The sequence below is a fragment of the Streptomyces sp. NPDC057877 genome (genome assembly GCF_042796855.1).
Taxonomy (GTDB): Bacteria; Actinomycetota; Actinomycetes; order Streptomycetales; family Streptomycetaceae; genus Streptomyces.
On record NZ_JBHVMS010000002.1, the window covers coordinates 354,394 to 374,336 of the forward strand.

Annotated in this window: 13 protein-coding genes; 5 read left to right on the forward strand and 8 right to left on the reverse strand. The window is 70.9% G+C overall.

The genetic code is table 11. The features are described 5' to 3' along the window. Window positions 1-5: 5 nt before the first annotated feature. Window positions 6-2,660 carry a cellulose binding domain-containing protein gene (locus ACFVQG_RS05520; RefSeq protein WP_383377151.1) on the reverse strand — a complete coding sequence of 885 codons (2,655 nt, stop codon included), beginning with the start codon at window positions 2,658-2,660 and terminating at the stop codon, window positions 6-8. Between the two features lie 202 nt (window positions 2,661-2,862). Next, entirely contained in the window at window positions 2,863-5,778 is a 2,916-nt protein-coding gene (locus ACFVQG_RS05525; protein WP_383377153.1) for a glycoside hydrolase family 48 protein, read from the reverse strand. Between the two features lie 360 nt (window positions 5,779-6,138). On the opposite strand from ACFVQG_RS05525, the gene ACFVQG_RS05530 reads away from it, so the two are divergent. The 3 genes from ACFVQG_RS05530 to ACFVQG_RS05540 all read left to right on the forward strand — a co-directional run bounded on the left by ACFVQG_RS05530 (window position 6,139) and on the right by ACFVQG_RS05540 (window position 9,838). Further along, window positions 6,139-7,863: a glycoside hydrolase family 6 protein gene (locus ACFVQG_RS05530; protein WP_383377155.1), complete on the forward strand. Its 1,725-nt coding sequence runs from the start codon at window positions 6,139-6,141 to the stop codon at window positions 7,861-7,863. A gap of 159 nt (window positions 7,864-8,022) precedes the next feature. Continuing rightward, the gene (locus ACFVQG_RS05535; RefSeq protein ID WP_383377157.1) at window positions 8,023-8,955 is read left to right on the forward strand and encodes a class I SAM-dependent methyltransferase; all 933 of its coding nucleotides are present in this window, start codon (window positions 8,023-8,025) and stop codon (window positions 8,953-8,955) included. A gap of 94 nt (window positions 8,956-9,049) precedes the next feature. Further along, window positions 9,050-9,838, forward strand: a complete 789-nt coding sequence (locus ACFVQG_RS05540) for an SDR family oxidoreductase (protein WP_383377159.1) — start codon at window positions 9,050-9,052, stop codon at window positions 9,836-9,838. Between the two features lie 59 nt (window positions 9,839-9,897). Here the strand turns inward: ACFVQG_RS05540 and ACFVQG_RS05545 are convergent, their stop codons facing one another. The 3 genes from ACFVQG_RS05545 to ACFVQG_RS05555 form a co-directional block, all read right to left on the reverse strand. Beyond that, on the reverse strand, window positions 9,898-10,728 hold the full coding sequence (locus ACFVQG_RS05545) for an aldo/keto reductase (protein WP_383377161.1): 831 nt from the start codon (window positions 10,726-10,728) through the stop codon (window positions 9,898-9,900). 84 nt (window positions 10,729-10,812) lie between these two features. After that, entirely contained in the window at window positions 10,813-12,639 is a 1,827-nt protein-coding gene (locus tag ACFVQG_RS05550) for an AMP-dependent synthetase/ligase (protein ID WP_383377163.1), read from the reverse strand. 296 nt (window positions 12,640-12,935) lie between these two features. Continuing rightward, window positions 12,936-13,808, reverse strand: coding sequence for a LysR substrate-binding domain-containing protein (locus ACFVQG_RS05555; RefSeq protein ID WP_383377165.1), 873 nt, complete (start codon window positions 13,806-13,808; stop codon window positions 12,936-12,938). Between the two features lie 159 nt (window positions 13,809-13,967). Here ACFVQG_RS05555 and ACFVQG_RS05560 point away from each other — a divergent pair, with 159 nt between their 5' ends. Next, a complete protein-coding gene (locus ACFVQG_RS05560; protein ID WP_383377942.1) occupies window positions 13,968-14,987 on the forward strand; it encodes a bile acid:sodium symporter family protein in 1,020 nt (339 codons plus the stop codon). Here ACFVQG_RS05560 and ACFVQG_RS05565 read toward each other — a convergent pair. Further along, window positions 14,923-16,194, reverse strand: coding sequence for a DUF4185 domain-containing protein (locus ACFVQG_RS05565; protein WP_383377166.1), 1,272 nt, complete (start codon window positions 16,192-16,194; stop codon window positions 14,923-14,925). The two genes, ACFVQG_RS05560 and ACFVQG_RS05565, sit on opposite strands and share 65 nt — an antisense overlap. A gap of 11 nt (window positions 16,195-16,205) precedes the next feature. After that, a complete protein-coding gene (locus ACFVQG_RS05570) occupies window positions 16,206-18,173 on the reverse strand; it encodes an exo-alpha-sialidase (RefSeq protein ID WP_383377168.1) in 1,968 nt (655 codons plus the stop codon). Between the two features lie 88 nt (window positions 18,174-18,261). Here ACFVQG_RS05570 and ACFVQG_RS05575 point away from each other — a divergent pair, with 88 nt between their 5' ends. Beyond that, window positions 18,262-18,708: a MarR family winged helix-turn-helix transcriptional regulator gene (locus tag ACFVQG_RS05575; protein WP_383377170.1), complete on the forward strand. Its 447-nt coding sequence runs from the start codon at window positions 18,262-18,264 to the stop codon at window positions 18,706-18,708. Window positions 18,709-19,077: 369 nt separating this feature from the next. Here ACFVQG_RS05575 and fdhD read toward each other — a convergent pair whose 3' ends face one another. Beyond that, window positions 19,078-19,926 (reverse strand): formate dehydrogenase accessory sulfurtransferase FdhD, encoded by an 849-nt coding sequence (gene fdhD, locus ACFVQG_RS05580; protein WP_383377172.1) that lies wholly within the window; start codon window positions 19,924-19,926, stop codon window positions 19,078-19,080. Window positions 19,927-19,943 lie beyond the last annotated feature (17 nt).

Here is a 19,943-nt window from a genome sequence, read left to right on the forward strand (position 1 = left end):
TCCGGTCAGCCGACCGTGCAGTTCTGGTCGCCCAGCTTGAACGCGGCCGGTTTCGGGTTCGACTGGTTCCAGTTGCCCGTGAAGCCGAAGCTCACGGAGGAGCCCGCCGCCACGCCCGCGTTCCAGCCGACGTTCCTCGCCGTCACCGTCGTGCCCGTCTGGGTGTGGTCGGCGTTCCACATCTGCGAGACCGTCTGGCCCTGGGGGAACGTCCAGCTCAGGGACCAGCCGGACCATGCCGTGGTGCCGGTGTTGGTGAGGCGTACGTCCGCCTGGAAGCCGCCCGACCACTGGTTGGTGACGGCGTACGTGACCGCGCAGGCGCCGGTCGGGTCGGGATCGGGGTCCGGGCCCGGGCCGCCGGAGTCGGACGTGTCGCCGTAGATGATGCCGCGGCCGTTCGTCGACACGTACACCCGGCCGTAGACGCGCGGGTCGCCGGTGATGGCGGCGCCGGTCCAGCCCCACTGGTGGGCGTCGTCGTTGATGCGGGTCCAGCTCGTGCCCTGGTCGGTGGAGCGGAAGACGCCGCGTACGCCGCCGATCTCGGCGCTGGTGTAGAGGGTCTGGTAGGAGGCGCCGGGGGCCGCCTTGCCGAAGCCGATGGTGTCGGCCTCGGCGACGTTCGCCAGCTTGGTGAAGCTGGTGCCGCCGTTGGTGGAGTGCCACAGCCCGTAGGTGCCGCCCTCCTCGCCGCCCGCCAGCCAGATGTCGCCCTTGGTGCCGGGCAGCGCCTTGAAGCGGACGCTGTCCCCGCCGGGCAGCCCGGTCGCGGCGGACGCGGTGAAGGTCGCGCCGCCGTCCGTGCTGACGTAGAACGTCCCCGACTTGAAGCCGTAGAAGGTGCGCGGGTCGACCCGGTCGGACTCGACGATCGCGCCCGCCGGGATGCCGCTGGACGCCGACCAGGACGAGCCGAAGCCGGTGGTGTGGTGGACGCCCGCGCCCTCGGGGCTCCACACGAACCGGCTCCCGTCGGCCGCCGCCGCGACCGTGCCGCCGCCGCTGACGCCCGAAGGGTCGCTGCCCGCGAACCAGTTGGCGCCGTTGTCGGTGGAGAAGGCGACATGCGGTCCGGAGTCGAGGTTGCCGACGCGGACGACGGTGTTCGGGTCGGACTCCGCGAAGTCCAGGCTGGTGGTGGAGGTGAAGTTGGGCTGGGTGTACATCATCGGCGGGACCTTGGTGAGATCCGTGTGCCGGAAGCCGCCGACGTCGCCCAGCGCGCTGAGCAGCGGGGCGCCGGAGGGGGGCGAGGCGAGGTCGAGGACCGCCGTCTCCTCCAGGCCCCGCACCATGGGCGTGATGGTGAACTGGCTTCCGCTGTCCCAGTCGGTGAGGTCCTCGGTGCCGTAGATCGTCGCGCCCGTGCCGTACATCATGCGGTCGGAGTCGAACGGGTCGATCTCCATCGCCTCGGTCATCCAGCCGAGCTTGGGTGTCTGCTCGGGCGGCGACGGGTTCGCGCCCCAGGTCAGCCAGGGGGAGGACGAGACGTCCATGGTGTAGCGGTTGGAGCGGTTGGGGTAGGACGTGTACTCCCACGCCTGGGTCCAGGTGGCGCCGCTGTCGGTGGAGCGGAAGATCTGGGTGTCCGGCCACCAGGAACTGTAGGCCGTGGCCATGACCGTGCCGGGGTTCTGACGGTCGACGGTCAGCCCGCTGAAGCCGTAGTAGGTGTCGGCCTCCGCGACCGGGCTGATGTCGGTCCAGGTGCCGGTCGCGGTGGAGTAGCGCCAGAGCTGGCCCTTGCCGCCGTCGTAGGGACCGCCCTTGTCGCTGTATGCGATGTACAGATGACCGTTCACGGTGTCCAGTACGCCCTTGTGCGGTAGGTAACCGGTCGGTTGACCCGCAACTCGTGACCAGGTCGCGCCCGCGTCCGTGGACCGGTACACCGCGTTCTCCTTGTCGGCCACGCCGACGTAGATCGTCCGCGTGGCGCTGCCCGCCGCGCCCGTCGACTCGTCGAAGGTCACCCAGGCGATGCCCTGGTTGTCGGAGGCGTAGCCGCTGGTGTCGCCGGGATCCTGTATGTAGTTGCCGGGATTCGGGAAACTGGCGACCTTCGACCAGGTCGCGCCCGAATCCGTCGACCGCCACAGCCCGTTGCCGCTGGGCGCGCCCAGATACAGCACGCTGTTGCGGTTCGGGTCGATCGCCAGGCGCTCGCCCATGCCGCGGCCCGGCATGTTGCCGCCCAGCTTGAACGGCAGCGCGGCCTTCTGCCAGCTCGCGCCCCGGTCGGCGGAGCGCAGCACGGCCCCGTTCCCCGGATCCCAGCTGTTGGTGTACGTGCCGACGGCCGCGTACACCCGATCCGGGTCGACGGAGTCGGTGGCGAGGCTCACCACACCGGTGTGGCCCCAGTCGTCCCAGCCGACCGAGTCCAGCAGCGGTGTCCAGGATTTTGTCGACTGCTGCCAGCGGTAGGCGCCGCCGATGTCGGTACGGGCGTAGGCGAGGTTCGCTTCCTTGCGGTTGAAGACGATGCCGGGGACGAAGCCGCCGCCGTCGACGCGGGCGTTCTGCCAGGTGTAGGTGTCCGCGGCGAGTGCCGCCGTCGGCCGCGGCGCCTCGGCCGCCAGCGCGGGCGGGGTGCCCGCGAGCAGCCCGGCCGCGAGCGCCAGCACGGCCGTGAGGATACGGGTTCTTCGCACGGTGGGGAGTCCTTCCTGTCCGGTCGGTCCGGTCCGTTCAGGTAGTTCCGTCGCGGTGGTTCCGCAGGGGATTCTGTTGCGGTCGTTCCGTCGGGGAGCGCGCGACGGCCGGACGGTCCCCAGTGCGGGTGGGGACCGCCCGGCCGCGAGGGGGCCCGCCGTCAGGTGGCGGGCCCCATGTACACGGAGCGTTCAGCGGGGGCTATTCGAGCAGCTCCGCGTACGTGCCCATGGCCAGGGCGATGTCCGCCTGGGCCCAGAACCGGTGGTACGTGAAGGTGGGCGCGGCACCGCCCGCCAGATAGCTCTCGATCTTCGACCAGGCCGGGTCGTCCTCGTAGAAGGTGCGGATCGACTCGAACGTCGACGAGGAGTTGATCGGGTCGCCGTTCGGCATGGTGCCGGTCCAGCCGCTCGGCACGTACACCGCGTCGTCGAAGCGGCTGTAGTCGGTGCGGGTCTCCGGGACGGCGATGCCGAGCGCGTCCTGGTTGTGCTCCCACATGCCGTCGAGCAGCGCCTTCGCCACCCGGGCCGCCTCGGTGTCACCGGAGCGGTCCGCGTAGTGGATCAGGGTGTTGGCGTAGCTGCCCGCCACACCGACGTCGCTGCTGTAGTCGGTGACGGAGACGTGCAGGCCGTTGTTGGCACCCGGGTTCGCGGCGTTCCAGGTGTCGGGCGCACCCGACCACTGGAGCGTGGCGGGGATACGGAAGGTGCCGTCCGGGTTGATCGTGGTCTCGGACAGCGCCCAGTCGACCCACTTGTCCAGGACCGACTTGGCCGTGGCGTTGCCGGTCTGCTGGTACAGCTCCGCGACCCGCTGCATGGACCAGGCCTGGAAGCCGAACCACTGGTTGGACGGCGGGTCGTGGTAGACCGGCTTCTCGTCGTAGTACATGCCGTAGAAGGTCGGTGTCCCGGACGGGGGAGTGGCGTAGCGGCCCGCCCAGCTGTTGGTCGCGCCGCCCGCGATGGCGCCCTCCGCCGACTGCAGCCAGCGGTAGAACTCCACCTGGCGGTCCAGGGACTTGGCCCAGTCCGCCTGACCCGTCGCCGACTTCGGCTTCAGGTCCGGGTAGTTGGCGAGCGCGTAGGCGGCCATGGGGTTCTGGTAGCCGCCGTGCGCGTGGCTGGAACCGATCCGCCAGGCCCAGCCCGCCGAGGAGTCGGTGGCGCCGCCCCAGGCGTAGTACCAGGACAGCAGGTAGTGCGAGGAGTCCTTGCCGGTACCGGCCGGGCAGGTGGACGGCCCCACACAGTTGCCGATCTTCTTGAAGTACTTGTCGTAGGTGGCGTAGCGCAGGTAGTCGCCCATCTTCGCCGCCTTGGCGACGGTCCCGGCGACCTCGCCGCCCTTGCCCTGCTCCTCGGCCCACAGGTCCGCCCAGTACGCGGCCTGCACGGCGCGCGCGTCGGCGTCGGGGGCGTTGGTGAACTTCCACTGCTTGGCGTAGGACGCGTCCTTGGTGAACAGGTCCAGATAGCCGTTCGTGCCGCCGTACTTGAAGGCGTCGCAGGTCGGCTGCGGGATCGTCTCCCAGACCGACTCCTGCGGGCCGCGCTGGAAGGTGTTGATGTACGACGGTCCGGTGTCCGTCGGGCCCGCCTCGCACTTGCCGGGCGCGTTGCCGTAGCCGTAGACGTTGTCGACGTCCTGGAGCCAGTGCATACCGTAGACGTCGTCCGTACCGTATGCGGTCTTCAGTTCACCGGCGATCGGATCCGGCCCCACCGACACACCGGTGTCCAGCGCGGACGGGTACTGGCTGGGCTGGTCGTGCTCCGGTGCGTAGGTCGCGGGCTTGGACGGCGTGTAGAAGGAACTCGTCGCCTGGTCCGCGTGCGTCGGGATCATGTACTTCTCCATGATCTCCCAGGCACTGTTGAACTTGGTCCAGTCGCCGGTCACCTTGCCGTACATGGCCTGCAGCCAGATCAGATAGCTGTACGCCTCCGAGGTGGTCTCATGGCCGTGGTCCGGCGCCTCGACGATCAGCGTCTCGACCGAGTGGTACGGGATGCCCTCCGGCGAGAAGTAGCCGCTCGCCGGGTCGGTGATCTTCCCGTACAGCTCCAGGAACCGGGCGTCGTACTCCTTCGACGCCGCGATCTGGGTGACCGTGACGCTTGCCTTGCCATGGCCGGGCGCCGTCGACTCGAAGGTGGCCGCGCCGGTGCCGGAGGAGTCCGCGCTGATGGTCACGCGCTGCGCGGTGTTCCAGTTCGACGGGGTGAAGGTGAGCGAGGCGCCACCCGTCACGGACAGTCCGGTGTTGCCGCCGGTGCGGGCGGTCGTCACCGTCACATTGCCGGACGGCTGTGTCGACAGCTTGACGTCGAACGTGCCCGACTGGCCCTGGCGTACCGGCAGCTGGGCCGGGGTGGCCACCACGGCCGGTCCCGAGGCGACGGTGATGCCGACCGGAGTCGAGTCACCGGTGGCGCCCAGGCTGTCGTACGCCTTCGCCACCAGCGAATGACTGCCCACGGTCAAATTCGAGACCGAGAGCGAGTACGGCGCGCTGGTGTCGGTGCCGAGCAGGGTGGTGTCGTCGTAGAACTCCACCTTGGTGATGGTGGCGTTGTCGGCCGCGGCGGCCGTGGCCGCGAGCGGGACGGCGGTGCCCTGCGAGTACACCGCGCCCGGTGCCGGGCTGGTCAGCACCGTGATCGGCGGCTGGTGGGCGCCGACGCAGTTGACGCCGTTGACCGCGAACGAGGCCGGGGCGGTGTTGCTGCCGCTGTAGGTGAACTGGGCGCCGGTCGAGACCGCGGCCCCGGCGGCGATCCTGCCGTTGTAGGACGCGTTCCGCACGGTGACCGACTGGCCGGACTGGGACCAGGTTCCGTTCCAGCCGTTGGAGAGGCGCTGGTTGCCGGAGTAGGCGTAGGTCAGGGTCCAGCCGTCGATCAGGTCCGTACCCCGGTTGGTGATCGTCAGGTCCGCGGTGAAACCGGAACCCCAGTCATTGGTCTTGTAGTCGACGCTGCACTGAACCGCCGCCGCCTGCGCGGGCGTCGGATTCGCGGCCAGCAGCGACAACGGCACCGCGAAAGCGGCCACGAGGGCCGTCCATAACCGCCGCGCGGTGCGGCGTCTGCTTCTGGGGGGCATGGTGCTGGTTCCTCCTTGCGGCTCGACGAAGTCAAGGCTTGAACCAGTGGGAGCGCTCCCATAGTGGAGACGGGGCGTTGACGGGTCAAGATGCTTGAAGAGTCGAAAAAGTTCGACGGGTTCAACTCCAAAAAGTCAAGTCAACCCTCTGTTCTTTACCGTCACTTGGCGCTACCTTCGCCGTCACCAGTGGGAGCGGTTCCAACAGTCGACGCGTCCGTCACGTCGTGCCCGTACTGCCAGGAGTCGCTCATGTGGCACCCCCCGCGTTCAGGTCTTTTACTCGCGTAGCGGCACCGGGCTGCGCGCCGTTCGGCGCGCCCTCGACGGACTCACCCCCACGAGAGGAAACCCGCACCGATGAGCCGTACCACCAGCACCAGAACAGCGTTGCTCGCTGCGCTGACCCTGGTCGTCGGCAGCGCGGGGACCGCCCTTGCGGCCGTCCCCGGCGATGTCGGCACCGCCGCCGTCCCCTGCACCGTCGACTACCAGATCCAGAACCAGTGGGGCTCCGGCTTCACCGCCTCTGTCAAGGTCACCAACAACGGCGCCGCCAAGAACAGCTGGTCCGTGAAGTGGTCGTACGCGGGCAACCAGCGTGTCACCAGCGCCTGGAACGCCCGCGTCACCCAGAGCGGCGCCGAGGTCACCGCGGCGAACGAGTCGTACAACGCCTCGCTGGCCACCGGTGGTTCGGCCACCTTCGGCTTCCAGGGCAGCTACAGCGGCACCAACGCACTCCCCACCACCTTCACGCTCGACGGTGTGACCTGCAATGTCGACGACGGCGGCGGTGGCGGTCCCGACCCGGACCCGGGTGGCCCCGGCAACCGGGTCGACAACCCGTACGCCGGTGCCAAGGTGTACGTGAACCCCGAGTGGTCCGCGAACGCCGCCGCCGAGCCGGGCGGCAGCCGGATCGCCAACCAGCCGACGGGTGTGTGGCTGGATCGCATCGCCGCCATCAACGGCGTCAACGGCGGCATGGGGCTGCGCGACCACCTCGACGAGGCGCTGGTGCAGAAGGGCTCCGGCGAACTCGTCATCCAGCTGGTCATCTACAACCTGCCCGGCCGGGACTGCTCCGCCCTCGCCTCCAACGGCGAACTCGGCCCGACCCAGATCGACCGGTACAAGACCGAGTACATCGACCCGATCGCCGCGATCCTCGCCGACCCGAAGTACGCGGGCCTCAGGATCGTCACCACGGTCGAGATCGACTCCCTGCCCAACCTCGTCACCAACACCGGCAGCCGTCCGACGGCCACCCCCGAGTGCGACGTGATGAAGGCCAACGGCAACTACGTCAAGGGCGTCGGCTACGCCCTCAACAAGCTCGCCGACGCGGGCAACGTCTACAACTACGTCGACGCCGGGCACCACGGCTGGATCGGCTGGGACGACAACTTCGCCCCGTCCGCGCAGCTGTTCAAGGAGGCCGCGACCGCCGAGGGCGCGACCGTCAACGACGTGCACGGCTTCATCACCAACACGGCCAACTACAGCGCCCTGAAGGAGAACAACTTCACCATCGACTCCACGGTGAACGGCACCTCCGTCCGCCAGTCCAAGTGGGTCGACTGGAACCGCTACGTGGACGAGCTGTCCTTCGCCCAGGGCTTCCGCAACCAGCTGGTCTCGGTCGGCTTCAACAGCAACATCGGGATGCTGATCGACACCTCCCGCAACGGCTGGGGCGGCAGCGCCCGGCCCGCGGGCCCGGGCGCCACGACCAGCGTGGACACCTACGTCGACGGCGGCCGCTACGACCGCCGCATCCACATCGGCAACTGGTGCAACCAGTCCGGAGCGGGCCTGGGCGAGCGCCCGCAGGCCAGCCCCGCGACCGGGATCGACGCCTACGTCTGGATGAAGCCGCCGGGTGAGTCCGACGGTTCCAGCAAGGCGATCCCGAACGACGAGGGCAAGGGCTTCGACCAGATGTGCGACCCGGCCTTCACCGGCACCCCGCGCAACGGCTACAACCTGACCGGCGCCCTCCCGGACGCGCCGATCTCCGGGCACTGGTTCTCGGCCCAGTTCCAGCAGCTGATGCAGAACGCCTACCCGCCGCTGCCGTAACACGGTGACGGCACCCGTCGCCGCGGTGCGGTGACGGTCCCGGTCCGCCGGGCGGGGCCCGCCCGGCGGACCACCTCTCTTTGCTGCCTTGGCAACCTGACTTGCCTCCTCGCGGTGTGCCGTCGCACGCTGACGCCATCCGGAGGAGAGGCTGAGACCATGGCGCACGACCACCACGACCACGACCACCACCAGCGGCAGCGGCACGACCACGCCCACGGTCACCACCACGACCACGACCACGGCGACATCGACTGGACCGCCATGGCCCCACACCTGGAGGCCGAGGCGGAGCTGTACACGCCCTTGTACGAGCGGGCCATGGCCTGGCTCGGCAAGAAGCAGACCGAACCCGGCCTGATCGTCGACGCGGGCAGCGGGCCCGGCGTCATCTCGGCCCTGCTCGCCGAGGCCTTCCCCGGCGCCCGAGTCGTCGCCGTCGACGCCGCCGGACCGCTCCTCGAACGCGCCCGCGAACGGGCCGAGCGGCGTGGCGTGGCCGACCGCTTCAGCACGCTCACCGGCGAACTGCCCGACGTCCTGGGCGACTTGGACTACCCGGCCGATCTGATCTGGGCCAGCAACAGCCTGCACCACCTCGGCGACCAGCGCGCCGGGCTCGCCGCCTTCGCCGAACGCCTCGCGCCCGGCGGCACGCTCGCGCTGCTGGAGGGCGGACTGCCGGTACGGTTCCTGCCGCGTGACATCGGCATCGGCCGCCCCGGCCTCCAGGCCCGGCTCGACGCGGCGCAGGCCGACTGGTTCGCCGAGATGCGGGCTGCCCTGCCCGGCACCGTGGACGTGCCCGAGGACTGGCCGGACCTGCTCGCCTCGGCCGGGCTACGGCCCACCGGTACCCGCAGCTTCCTGCTCGACGTCCCGCCCCCGGCCACCGACCGGGCCCGCGCCTGTCTGGTCACCACCCTCTCCCGGATCCGGGAGGCCTGCGCCGACCGCCTCGACGCGACCGACGTCGCCACGCTCGACCGGCTCATCGATCCCGAGGACAAGGCGGGCCTGCACCATCGCAGGGATGTCTTCTTCCTGACGGCGCGGACGGTGCACACGGCTGCCCGGCTGGAGAGGGGCTGACCTCTGGACCGGGCATGACCTCTGGGGAGGGCTTGACCTCGAGAGCGCTCCAAGTGATGGACTCCCGGCATTCACCGGACAAGAGGGGGACATCATGAGCGACTCTTCGAACACTCCGGACTCTCCGGAGTCTCCGGTCGCGCTCATCACCGGGGGTGGCAGCGGCATCGGGGCTGCCGTGGCGCGGCAGTTGCTGGCTGCCGGGTGGCGGGTGGCCGTCACCGGGCGGGGCGAGGAGCGGCTGCGCGGCTTCGCCAAGGAACTCGGCGAGCAGGGACTTGGTGAGCAGGGACTTGGCGAGCAGGGACTCGGTGAGCAGGGACTCGGTGAGCCGGACCGTCTGCTGACGATGGTCGGCAGTGCGGCCGAGTACGACGATGTACGGTCGGCGGTCGACACGACGCTGACCGCATACGGCCGACTGGATACAGTCGTCGCCAACGCCGGTTTCGCCACCCATGACTCGGTCGCGGACGGCGACCCCGCCGGATGGACCGAGATGGTGCTGACCAATGTGCTCGGCCCCGCCCTGCTCATCCGCGCGTCGGTGGACGCGCTGAAGGAGACCCGCGGCCGGATCGTGCTGGTCGGCAGCGTCGCCGGGTTCGTGCACACGCCCGGCAACATCTACGGCGCCACCAAGTGGGCGGTCACCGGATTGGCCGAGAACACCCGGCGCCAGGTCACCGAGTGGGGCATCGGGGTGACCCTGATCGCGCCGGGCCGGGTCGAGACCCCCTTCTGGGACGGCTACGGCAGCCTGCCGCCCGGGCAGTTGCTGACCGCCGACCAGATCGCCGACTCGGTGGTCTGGGCGATTCGGCAGCCCGCGGGCGTCGACGTCAACACGGTGGTCGTACGGCCGGTCGGGCAGCCCAACTGAGATACGCCGGTGCCCCCGTCACCGCGGCGGTCACGGGGGCACGCGGGCGCGGGGCTCGGTCAGCCGAAGGTGGCCGGGTCCGGGCCCAGCCGCCGGTCCTCGTTGAGGGCGCTGATCGCCGCCAGGTCCTCGTCGTCCAGGCTGAAGTCGAAGACGTCGATGTTCTCGCTGATCCGGGACGGGGTCACGGACTTCGGGATCACGATGTTGCCCAGCTGGAGGTGCCAGCGCAGCACGATCTGGGCCGGGGTGCGGTCGTGCTTCCGCGCGATGGCGACGATCGCCGGGACCTCCAGGAGGCCCTTGCCCGAGCCCAGCGGCGACCAGGCCTCGGTGGCGATGCCCTGTTCCGCGTGGTACTCACGGGCGGCGCGCTGCTGGAGGTGCGGGTGCAGCTCGATCTGGTTGACCGCCGGGATGACCGACGTCGCCTCGATCAGCCGCTCAAGGTGCTCCGGCAGGAAGTTGGAGACGCCGATGGCGCGGATGCGGCCGTCGGCGAGCAGCTTCTCGAACGCCTTGTAGGTGTCGGTGTACTTCCCCTGCGACGGCATGGGCCAGTGGATGAGGTACAGATCCAGATAGTCCAGGCCCAGCTTGCCGAGGGAGGTGTCGAAGGCACGCAGGGTGGTGTCGTACCCCTGGTCGCTGTTCCAGAGCTTGGTCGTGACGAAGAGGTCCTCGCGGGGGATGCCGGACCCGGCGATGGCCTTGCCGGTGCCCTCTTCATTGCCGTAGGCCGCCGCCGTGTCGATGCTGCGGTACCCGGCCTCCAGCGCCGTGGCCACCGCCTGCTCCGCCTCGGTGTCCGGCACCTGCCAGACGCCGAAACCCAGCTGGGGCATCGCGACGCCGTTGTTGAGGATGATCGGGGGGACCTTGCTGCTCACGAGCTTCTGATCCTTACGGTTGTCGTCAGGTGGTACTCCCATCGTCAACGATCAGCGGCCCGTTTGCATTCCTGACGGTGGAATTCAGGTCCGGTACAGCGCCTCGACCACATCCGCGTACGCGTTCTCGATGGCCTTGCGCTTCAGCTTCAACGACGGGGTGAGCAGACCGTGCTCCTCGGTGAAGGGCTGGGTGAGGATGCGGAAGGTGCGGATCTGCTCGGCCTGCGAGACCAGGGTGTTGGCGGCGACCACCGCGCGCCGCACCTCCATCTCCAGGTCCGCGTCCCGCACCAGTTCGGCGTCCGGCGGCCGGGGCTTGGCGCGCATCTGGAGCCAGTGGTCGACGGCCTCCTGGTCGAGGGTGACCAGGGCGGCGACGTACGGGCGGTCGTTGCCGACGAGGATGCACTGGTGGACGAGCGGATGGTCCCGTACCCGCTCCTCCAGCGGGCCGGGGGAGACGCTCTTGCCGCCGGAGGTCACCAGGATCTCCTTCTTGCGGCCGGTGAGGGTGAGGTAGCCGTCGTCGTCGAGGAAGCCCAGGTCGCCGGTTGCCAGCCAGCCGTCGTGCAGGGTCTCGTCGGTGGCCTTGGGGTGGTTGAGGTAGCCCTGGAAGACGTTGGCGCCCCTGAGCCAGATCTCGTTGTCGTCGGCGATGTGCACGCTCACGCCCGGCACGGGCTGCCCGACGGTGCCGTAGCGGGTGCGTTCGGGCGGGTTGGCGGTGGCGGCGGCCGTGGACTCGGTGAGGCCGTACCCCTCGTAGACCTGCACGCCCGCGCCCGCGAAGAACAGCCCGAGCCGCCGGTCCATGGCGGAGCCGCCGGACATCGCGTTGCGGATCCGGCCGCCCATCGCGGCGCGCACCCTGGCGTAGACGAGCTTGTCGAACAGCTGGTGCTGGAGCCGCAGCGCCGTCGACGGTCCCGGCCCGGTGCCCCAGGCCTTCGCCTCCACGGCGTCCGCGTACTTCACGGCCACGTCGACGGCCTTCTCGAACGGCCCGGCGCGCCCTTCCTTCTCGGCCTTGCGGCGGGCGGCGGCGAGGACCTTCTCGAAGATGTACGGCACCGCCAGGATGAACGTCGGCCGGAACGCGGCCAGATCCGGCAGCAGCGCGGCGGCGTTCAGCTGCGGCTGGTGCCCGAAGCGGACCCGGCCGCGGATCGCCGCCACCTCCACCATCCGGCCGAACACATGGGCGAGCGGCAGAAAGAGCAGGGTGGCCGCCTCGTCACCCTTGCGGGAGTGGAACACCGGCTCCCAGCGCTCGATGACGGTGTCCGCCTCCCACATGAAGTTGCCGTGCGAGATGACACAGCCCTTGGGGCGGCCGGTGGTGCCGGAGGTGTAGATGACGGTGGCGATGGAGTCGGGGGTGACCGCCCTGCGGTGCCGGTGCACCACCTCGTCGTCCAGATGGGCGCCCGCGTCGTACAGCTCCCGCACCGCGCCCGAGTCCAGCTGCCACAGCTCGCGCAGCAGCGGCAGCCGGTCGATGACGGTGGCGATCGTCATCGCGTGGTCCTCGTGCTCCACCACCGCCGCGGTCACCTCGGCGTCGTACAGCATCCAGAAGCACTGCTCCGCCGACGACGTCGGATACACCGGCACCACCTGCGCGCCGATCGTCCACAGGGCGAAGTCGAACAGCGTCCACTCGTAGCGGGTACGGGACATGATCGCGACGCGGTCACCGAACCGTACGCCGCGCGCGAGCAGCCCCTTGGCGAGCGCGAGCACCTCGTCGCGGAACTCGGCGGAGGTCACGTCCCGCCACTGACCGGCCTGGTCCTTGCGGCCGAGGGCGATGGCCTGCGGGTCCGTGCGGGCGTGCTCGAAGACGACGTCGGCCAGGCCGCCCACCGGCGGCGGCAGCTCCACCGGAGGACTGGTGAACTCGCGCAACCCGCATCGCTCCTTGTGACGGCTCCTTGTGACGCTCCGCACAGTGCGCTGCAAGTTACCCCACCGTTTTCTGGGCGGGGAGGGGCTCAGGGGCCCGGCAACGGTCCGATTCGTGCGGTTCGTCGACAGAGAATGCACCCACATGGGGCAGGAGCGGACACAAATCTGACCGCGGAGTAAGTTTTCGCTCCGTAATCTGCACGGAATCTGTACGACCCGATTACGGCCGTCGTGGCGGTGTCGTCGTGCTGCGGTGCCGTCTCGTTACGGTGCCGTCGCGTTGCGGTGCCAGCGCGCTACGGCCGTTGCAGGCGGTCGCCCGCCGCCAGGATCGCCGTGGACAGCGCGTCCGCGGCGCTCGCCGTGTCAGGGGCGGTGGGGCGGCGGGGGCCCGGCGCGAGGGCGAAGTCGACCTGCCCGAGTTCGGGCAGGCCGAAGCGGTCCGGGACGCGGACCAGGCCCGGGGGGATGAACCCGCGCGAGTGGGCCATCACCCCGAGGCCCGCGCGGGCGGCGGCGATCAGACCGTTGAGGCTGCCGCTGGTACAGGCGATCCGCCACGAACGGCCCTGCCGCTGCAGGGCCTCCAGCGCCAGGGCGCGGGTGATGCCGGGCGGCGGATAGACGATCAGCGGGACCGGACGGTCCGCGTCCAGACGCAGACGCTGGGCGCCGATCCACACCAGCCGGTCGTGCCAGACCAGCTCGCCCAGCGGATCCTGCGGTCGCCGCTTGGCCAGCACCAGGTCCAGCTTCCCGGCCGCGAGCATCTCGTGCAGCGTGCCGGACAGCTCGACCGTCAGCTCCAGGTCCACCTCGGGATGATCGTGCCGGAAGCCCTCCAGGATCTCCGGCAGCCGGGTCAGTACGAAGTCCTCCGAGGCGCCGAAGCGCAGTCTGCCGCGCAGCCGGGTGCCGGTGAAGAACGCGGAGGCCTGCTCGTGCACCGCCAGGATCCGGCGCGCGAACCCGAGCATCGCCTCGCCGTCCTCGGTCAGCTCCACCGAGTGCGTGTCCCGGCTGAACAGCTGCCGCCCGGTGGCGTCCTCCAGCCGCCGTACGTGCTGGCTCACCGTCGACTGGCGCAGGCCGAGCCGCCGGGCGGCCTGGGTGAAGCTCAGCGTCTGCGCCACCGCCAGGAAGGTCCGCAGATGGGAGGGGTCGTACACGCCGCCAGGTTATCGCGGAACGCGATGACAGTCAGAGTGGTGTGCGGGATTCCCGATCGAAGCGCGGAGGAGCAAGATGGACCGGGGACCCCTTGTCCCCGTGTACCAGCGAGAAACCGTCAGTGGAGCACCGTGAGACGCCTGCGCTGGCCGGCCCGGATGCCGGTCGACCCCTACATCCTGCTGCTGCTCGGGACGGTGGGCCTGGCGGCGCTGCTCCCCGCCCGCGGCATGGGCGCCGAGGTGGCGTCCGGGGCTTCCACGGCCGCGATCGCCATCCTGTTCTTCCTCTACGGCATCCGGCTGTCCACCCGGGAGGCGCTGGACGGCCTCAAACACTGGCGGCTCCACCTCACGGTCCTGGCCTGCACCTTCCTGGTCTTCCCGGTGCTCGGCCTGGCCACCCGGGGACTGGTCCCGGTACTGCTGACCGACCCCCTCTACCAGGGCCTGCTCTTCCTCACCCTCGTCCCCTCGACCATCCAGTCGTCGATCGCCTTCACCTCCATCGCCCGCGGCAACGTGCCCGCCGCGATCTGCGCGGGCTCCTTCTCCTCCCTGGCCGGAATCGTCCTCACCCCGCTGCTCGCGGCCTCGCTGCTGGGCAGCGCGGCGGGCGGGTTCGCCGCCGACTCGGTGCTGGAGATCGTGCTGCACCTGCTGGTGCCGTTCGTCGCGGGGCAGTCGCTGCGCCGCTGGCTCGGCGGCTTCGTCGCCCGGCACAAGCGGGTCCTCGGGCTCGTCGACCGCGGTTCCATCCTGCTGGTCGTCTACACCGCGTTCAGCGAGGGCATGGTCGAGGGCATCTGGCACCAGGTGAGCCCCGCCCGGCTGGCCGGGCTGCTCGGCGTGGAGGCCGTACTGCTCGCCGTGATGCTCGCCCTGACCTGGTACGGCGCCAAGGCGCTGCGCTTCGACCGGGAGGACCGCATCGTCGTCCAGTTCGCCGGGTCGAAGAAGTCCCTGGCCGCCGGACTGCCCATGGCCAGTGTCCTGTTCGGCCCGCAGGCCTCGCTCGCCGTGCTGCCGCTGATGCTCTTCCACCAGATGCAGCTGATGGTGTGCGCGGTGATCGCCAAGCGCCGCTCCCGCGACCCGGTCGAGGAGGACCCGGTCAGCGCGCCGGGGTCAGACGCAGGGTCACGAACCGCGGTCGGTACAGGGACACGTTCCCGTTGATGTGCGCCGAGGCGCCGACCGTGTGCAGGGAGTTGACGTCGTAACTGAGGACCAGCCGCCCGTCACCGCCCAGTTCGGGGTGCGTCTGCGGGTTGTAGGCGGCGACGACCTCGGCACCCGTCGGCCCACCGCCTGGCAGCGGCGGCCGGAAGTCCCTGGCGGGGCCGTGCCAGGGGCCGGTGGGGGAGCAGGCCCAGTACGACGTCACCGCGGTCAGCCCGGCGCCACCCGCCGCCATCGTGAACAGCACGTACGTGCCTCCCCTACGGACCACCGAGAACGCGCTGCCCACACCGGTGCGCCGCTCGTCGCCGAGGACCGGGGCGGCCCGCTCGGCGGCGCGGGTCCAGGCGCCGCCGTCCCAGTACCGCCAGGCGGCGGGATCCGCCAGCCGTCCCTTCGGCACCCGTGCCACATACGCCGACGAGGTCGCCCGCGAGGCCGCCTGACCGTCGTCGCCGCCGAAGACGTACGTCCACCCGTCGCGCTCGATCAGCGTGGTGCCGTAGAGGACGCGCCGGGAGGGGTCGGGGAGCAGGCGCTGGCCGAGGACCTCGGTGACGGACTCCACGCGCAGGTCCGGCAGGGAGAGCGTGGCGACCTCGGTGGCGGTCGGCACGCCGTAGATCCACGGGGCCTGGCCTTCGGCGCGCACCCACAGCAGCACCCGCACGACCTGCTCCGTCGAGCCGGGGGAGCGCGGCTCGACGCGGGCGGCGACCGGCCAGCGCCACTGGCTCGGGGCCGGGTCGGGGAAGAGGGGCGCGGGCAGGGTCCGGGTGAGCCGTCCGTCCCGCATCACCACCGCCGAGTTGCGCACCAGGGGCGCGGTCGTGTCACGCCAGGCGGCGGACTCGCCGGACGGATTGGGCGGGGGGTGCACCCGGCCGAGGTAGGTGTCGGAGAACAGCCACAGCACCCTGCCGTCGGGCAGGGCGAGGGAGTGGGTGCCGTCGCCGCCGGTCCAGTCGTCGGTGCGGGTGGCGTCGTCGCCGTAGCGGGCGAACTCGGTGGTGAGGCGGTCGGCGGTCGACCACTCGGCGACGGTGTGCGGTATACAGTCGCCGCCATTTTGTCGACTGTCGTCCCGGTGTCGACGGTCGTCGGTATCCGGTAGCGCCGTGAGCAGCACGGCCGCGAGAACCAGGGTCAGCAGCAGGCCGACCCCGGCTCCCGTTCGCTGTCGTGCTCGTACGTCGTCGGGCACGCTCCCGGACGTTAGCCGCTGGTGCTCACCTGGTCCATGGGCAGCCATGTCAGGGTGCCGAGGGCCGGGCCGGTGCCGGTGCCGCGCATGGTGCCGATCTCGCCGTCGCTCAGCGCCCGGTTCCAGACCCGTACGTCGTCGATGGCGCCGGTGAAGAAGGCGCGGCTGTCCATCCGCTGGCCGATGTGCACCCCGAACGGCGAGTTGCGGCTGACCGAACCGGCCACGTCGGCGGTGCTGCCGACCGCCTCGCCGTCCAGGAACAGCGTCAGCTTGCCGCCGCCCCGGCGCAGCACCACGTGGTGCCACCGGCCGTCGTTGTAGGCGCCGTTCGCGTCGACGTAGGCGGTGCGGACGGTCCGCGCGCCCTCGCGGGTCGTGATCAGTCCGCGCAGGAGGCCGTTCGCGGGGTCGCCGCGCAGCCACACCTGCGGCTGGCTGACACCGATGCCGCCGATCCACAGCAGCGGCTGCTCACCCCTGTCCGCCGTGTGACGGAACCACAGCGAGGTGGTGAAGTCGCCGCTTCCCAGGGCGAGTTCGGAGCGGTAGGGGAGGCGTACGGCGTCGTCCTTGCCGTCGAAGGACAGCGCCTCGCCGACCACCCCGGGCGTCGGAGCGGCGCCGCCGAGCACCGTGGCCCGGGGGGCGAGCAGGCCGTGGTCGGCGGTGGTCGGGTCCGGGTCGCGGCGCGGGGCGAGCTGGCTCTCGGTGACCCGGACGAAGCGGATCTCGTCGCGTGCGTCGACCGTGCCGCCCTCGTACATCAGGCCCACGGTCTCGCTGTCGACGTCCACCAGATCGGAGTAACCGGCCCAGTCGTGGCCGATGACCGTGCCCCGGTCCACGCTGTCCCAGGTGCGGCCGCCGTCGTAGGAGGAGCGCAGCATCATGGTGCGGCGGCGGTCGGGGTCGCCGGGGGCCGCCAGCAGGACCCGGTCGTCCAGGCTGAGCAGCGCCCCCTGGACCTCCGGCGTGTAGAGGTCGGGCAGTCCCTGGAACGGGGTGGTGAAGCTCTCGCCGCCGTCCCGGCTCAGCGTCTGGGAACGGTGGCCGAGGTCGGTGCCCTCCTCGTCGCGACTGCTGACCAGGAGCGAGCCGTCGGCCAGTTCGGTCGGGGTGACCTCGGAGGGCTTCTGCCGGAAGGAACCGTCGGAGGCGACCGGGTAGGAGTCCGTGGCGCCGATCCGCCAGTGCTCGCCGCCGTCGTCGCTGATCACCAGCGCGGCGTGGTTGGTGGTGACCCGGCCGTCGCTGAACGTCTCGGCGTTGACGCCGAGGACGAGCCGTCCGGCGTGGGCGCCGCGGGTGAGCTGGATGCCGTGTACGGGGCCGGTGGCGAACCAGGAGTTCCAGTTCGCCGGGAGCAGTTCGGCGCTCAGGTCGCGCGGCTTGGACCAGGTGCGGCCGTCGTCGTCGCTGTACTGGAGCCACGGGGCGCGGTCACAGGGGATGGTGCAGTGCGCGCTGTCCGGACGGCCCGTGTTGTAGGTCTGGGCCAGGATGATCCGGCCGGTCTCCCGGTCGACGACCGGCGCCGGGTTGCCGTGGGTGTCGCCGTTGCCGTCGTTGACCACCTGGAGCGGGCTCCAGGTGCGGCCTCCGTCGGTGGAGCGCTTCAGGACGATGTCGATGTCCGTCGCGTCGCCGCAGTTGAGGACCCGTCCCTCGGCGAACGCCAGGAGCGTGTTGTCGTTGGTGCGCACGATCGCGGGGATCCGGAAACAGGCGTAGCCGCCGGGGTCGCGGTCGGCGCGGAAGAGGACCTGGTGGTCGAACGGGGCCGCCGGGGCGGCGGGGCGGGCGTGTGCGGCGAGGTCGGCCTGTGCGGTAGGGCGGGCCTGCGCGGCGCTCGGCAGGAAGGCCGCGGCGGCGGTGACGGCGGCCGCGGTGAGGGTCGCCGTGGTGAGGGTGGCTCTGGGACGGACGCGACGGCTTGACGGCCGGTGTGACCTGCCCTTCAGGGCTGGGCGACGCATCGACCGCACCTCCAGGGGTTCGTTGGGGATCCCAACGATTAGCAGGTAATCGTAGGGAAGTCCAACGAATCTGACCTAGAGTGTTGGCATGTCAGAAGCCCCACCGCCCGCGATACGCGCCCTGCCCAGTTGGCTGCTCGCCCGGGCCGCGGCCCGCGGTCGCACCCTGATGGCCGACGCGCTGGCCGCGGAGGGCCTGAAGGTGTGGCACCACGTGGTGCTGCTCGCCGTGCGCGATCTCGCCCCCGTCGCCCAGGCGGACCTCGGCCGACGGGTCCGGCTCGACCCCAAGGACCTGGTCGGCGTACTGGACGACCTCCAGTCGGCGGAGCTGGTCGTCCGCGCCCCCGACCCACACGATCGGCGCAAGAACGCCGTCTCGCTCACGGAGCAGGGGGTCCGGCTGCTGGAGCGGTGCGAGCGGGCGGCTGGGGAGGCGAATGATGCGCTGCTCGGGCCGCTTACGGAGGCGGAGAGGGAGCGGTTCACCGGGATGCTGGTGCGGATTGCTGGGGCGGATGAGGGGGTGGCGTAGGGCGTAGGGCGTAGGGCGTAGGTGTGGGGCCGTGGGCTGTATGTCGGCGGCGGTGGGCCGGATGCCGGTGCCGGTGGACTGTATGCAGGCGGCGGTAGGTTGCATGTCGGTGTCGGTGTCGGTGTCGGTGTCGGTGTCGGTGGAGCGTCTGCGGGTGGCGGTGGGCCGTAGGCGGGCGCCGGTGGACCGTATACCGAATTCCGGGGATCGCGGACTGTATACCGCAGCCCGCAGCCCGCAGCCCGCAGCCCGGATCCTGGATCCTGGCCCAGTGGCCCGCCCGCGGACGCGGCGGGTGAGGCGGGGCCCCTGCGGCGCAGGGGGCGCTCCCCGCCGGTCGGGGCCCCGCCGCCGTGCCGCGGGGGACCGTCAGCCCTGGGTGGCCGCGGCCCGCAGAGCGATCCGGTCCTCGCCCGCGTACACGTTCATGGAGCTGCCCCGCAGAAAGCCCACCAGGGTCAGCCCGGTCTCCATGGCCAGGTCCACCGCGAGCGACGAAGGCGCCGACACCGCCGCAAGGACCGGGATCCCGGCCATGACCGCCTTCTGCGCCAGCTCGAAGGAGGCCCGGCCGGAGACCAGCAGGACCGTCCGGGACAGCGGCAGGCCGCCGCTCCGCACCGCGCGCCCGACCAGCTTGTCCACCGCGTTGTGGCGGCCCACGTCCTCGCGCACGTCGAGCAGTTCGCCGTCCTCGGTGAACAGGGCCGCCGCGTGCAGGCCCCCGGTGCGGTCGAAGACCCGCTGGGCGGCGCGGAGCCGGTCGGGGAGGCTCGCGAGCAGCTCGGGTTCGAGCCGCACCGGGGGAGTGTCGGCGATGGGCCAGCGGGCCGTCGTACGCACCGCGTCCAGGCTGGCCTTGCCGCACAGGCCGCAGGAGGAGGTGGTGTAGACGTTGCGTTCGAGGGTGATGTCGGGGATCACCACGCCGGGGGACGTTCGGACGTCGACCACGTTGTAGGTGTTCGAGCCGTCGGCGGTCGCCCCGGCGCAGTAGACGATGTTCTGCAGATCAGATGCGGTCGCCAGTACGCCCTCGCTCACCAGGAACCCGGCGGCGAGCGCGAAGTCGTCGCCAGGGGTGCGCATCGTGATGGCGAGGGGTTTGCCGTTCAGCCGGATCTCCAGGGGTTCCTCGGCGACGAGGGTGTCCGGGCGCGCGGAGACCGTGCCGCCCCGGATGCGGATCACCTTGCGTCGTTCCGTGACTCGTCCCATGTCCCCATCAGCCCCGA

Coding starts and splice junctions, on each gene's coding strand:
- ACFVQG_RS05540 (WP_383377159.1), top strand. CDS start 9,050: ATGAGCGACTCTTCGAACACTCCGGACTCTCCGGAGTCTCCGGTCGCG.
- ACFVQG_RS05535 (WP_383377157.1), top strand. CDS start 8,023: ATGGCGCACGACCACCACGACCACGACCACCACCAGCGGCAGCGGCAC.
- ACFVQG_RS05575 (WP_383377170.1), top strand. CDS start 18,262: ATGTCAGAAGCCCCACCGCCCGCGATACGCGCCCTGCCCAGTTGGCTG.
- ACFVQG_RS05525 (WP_383377153.1), bottom strand. CDS start 5,778: ATGCCCCCCAGAAGCAGACGCCGCACCGCGCGGCGGTTATGGACGGCC.
- ACFVQG_RS05560 (WP_383377942.1), top strand. CDS start 13,968: ATGCCGGTCGACCCCTACATCCTGCTGCTGCTCGGGACGGTGGGCCTG.
- fdhD (WP_383377172.1), bottom strand. CDS start 19,926: ATGGGACGAGTCACGGAACGACGCAAGGTGATCCGCATCCGGGGCGGC.
- ACFVQG_RS05570 (WP_383377168.1), bottom strand. CDS start 18,173: ATGCGTCGCCCAGCCCTGAAGGGCAGGTCACACCGGCCGTCAAGCCGT.
- ACFVQG_RS05530 (WP_383377155.1), top strand. CDS start 6,139: ATGAGCCGTACCACCAGCACCAGAACAGCGTTGCTCGCTGCGCTGACC.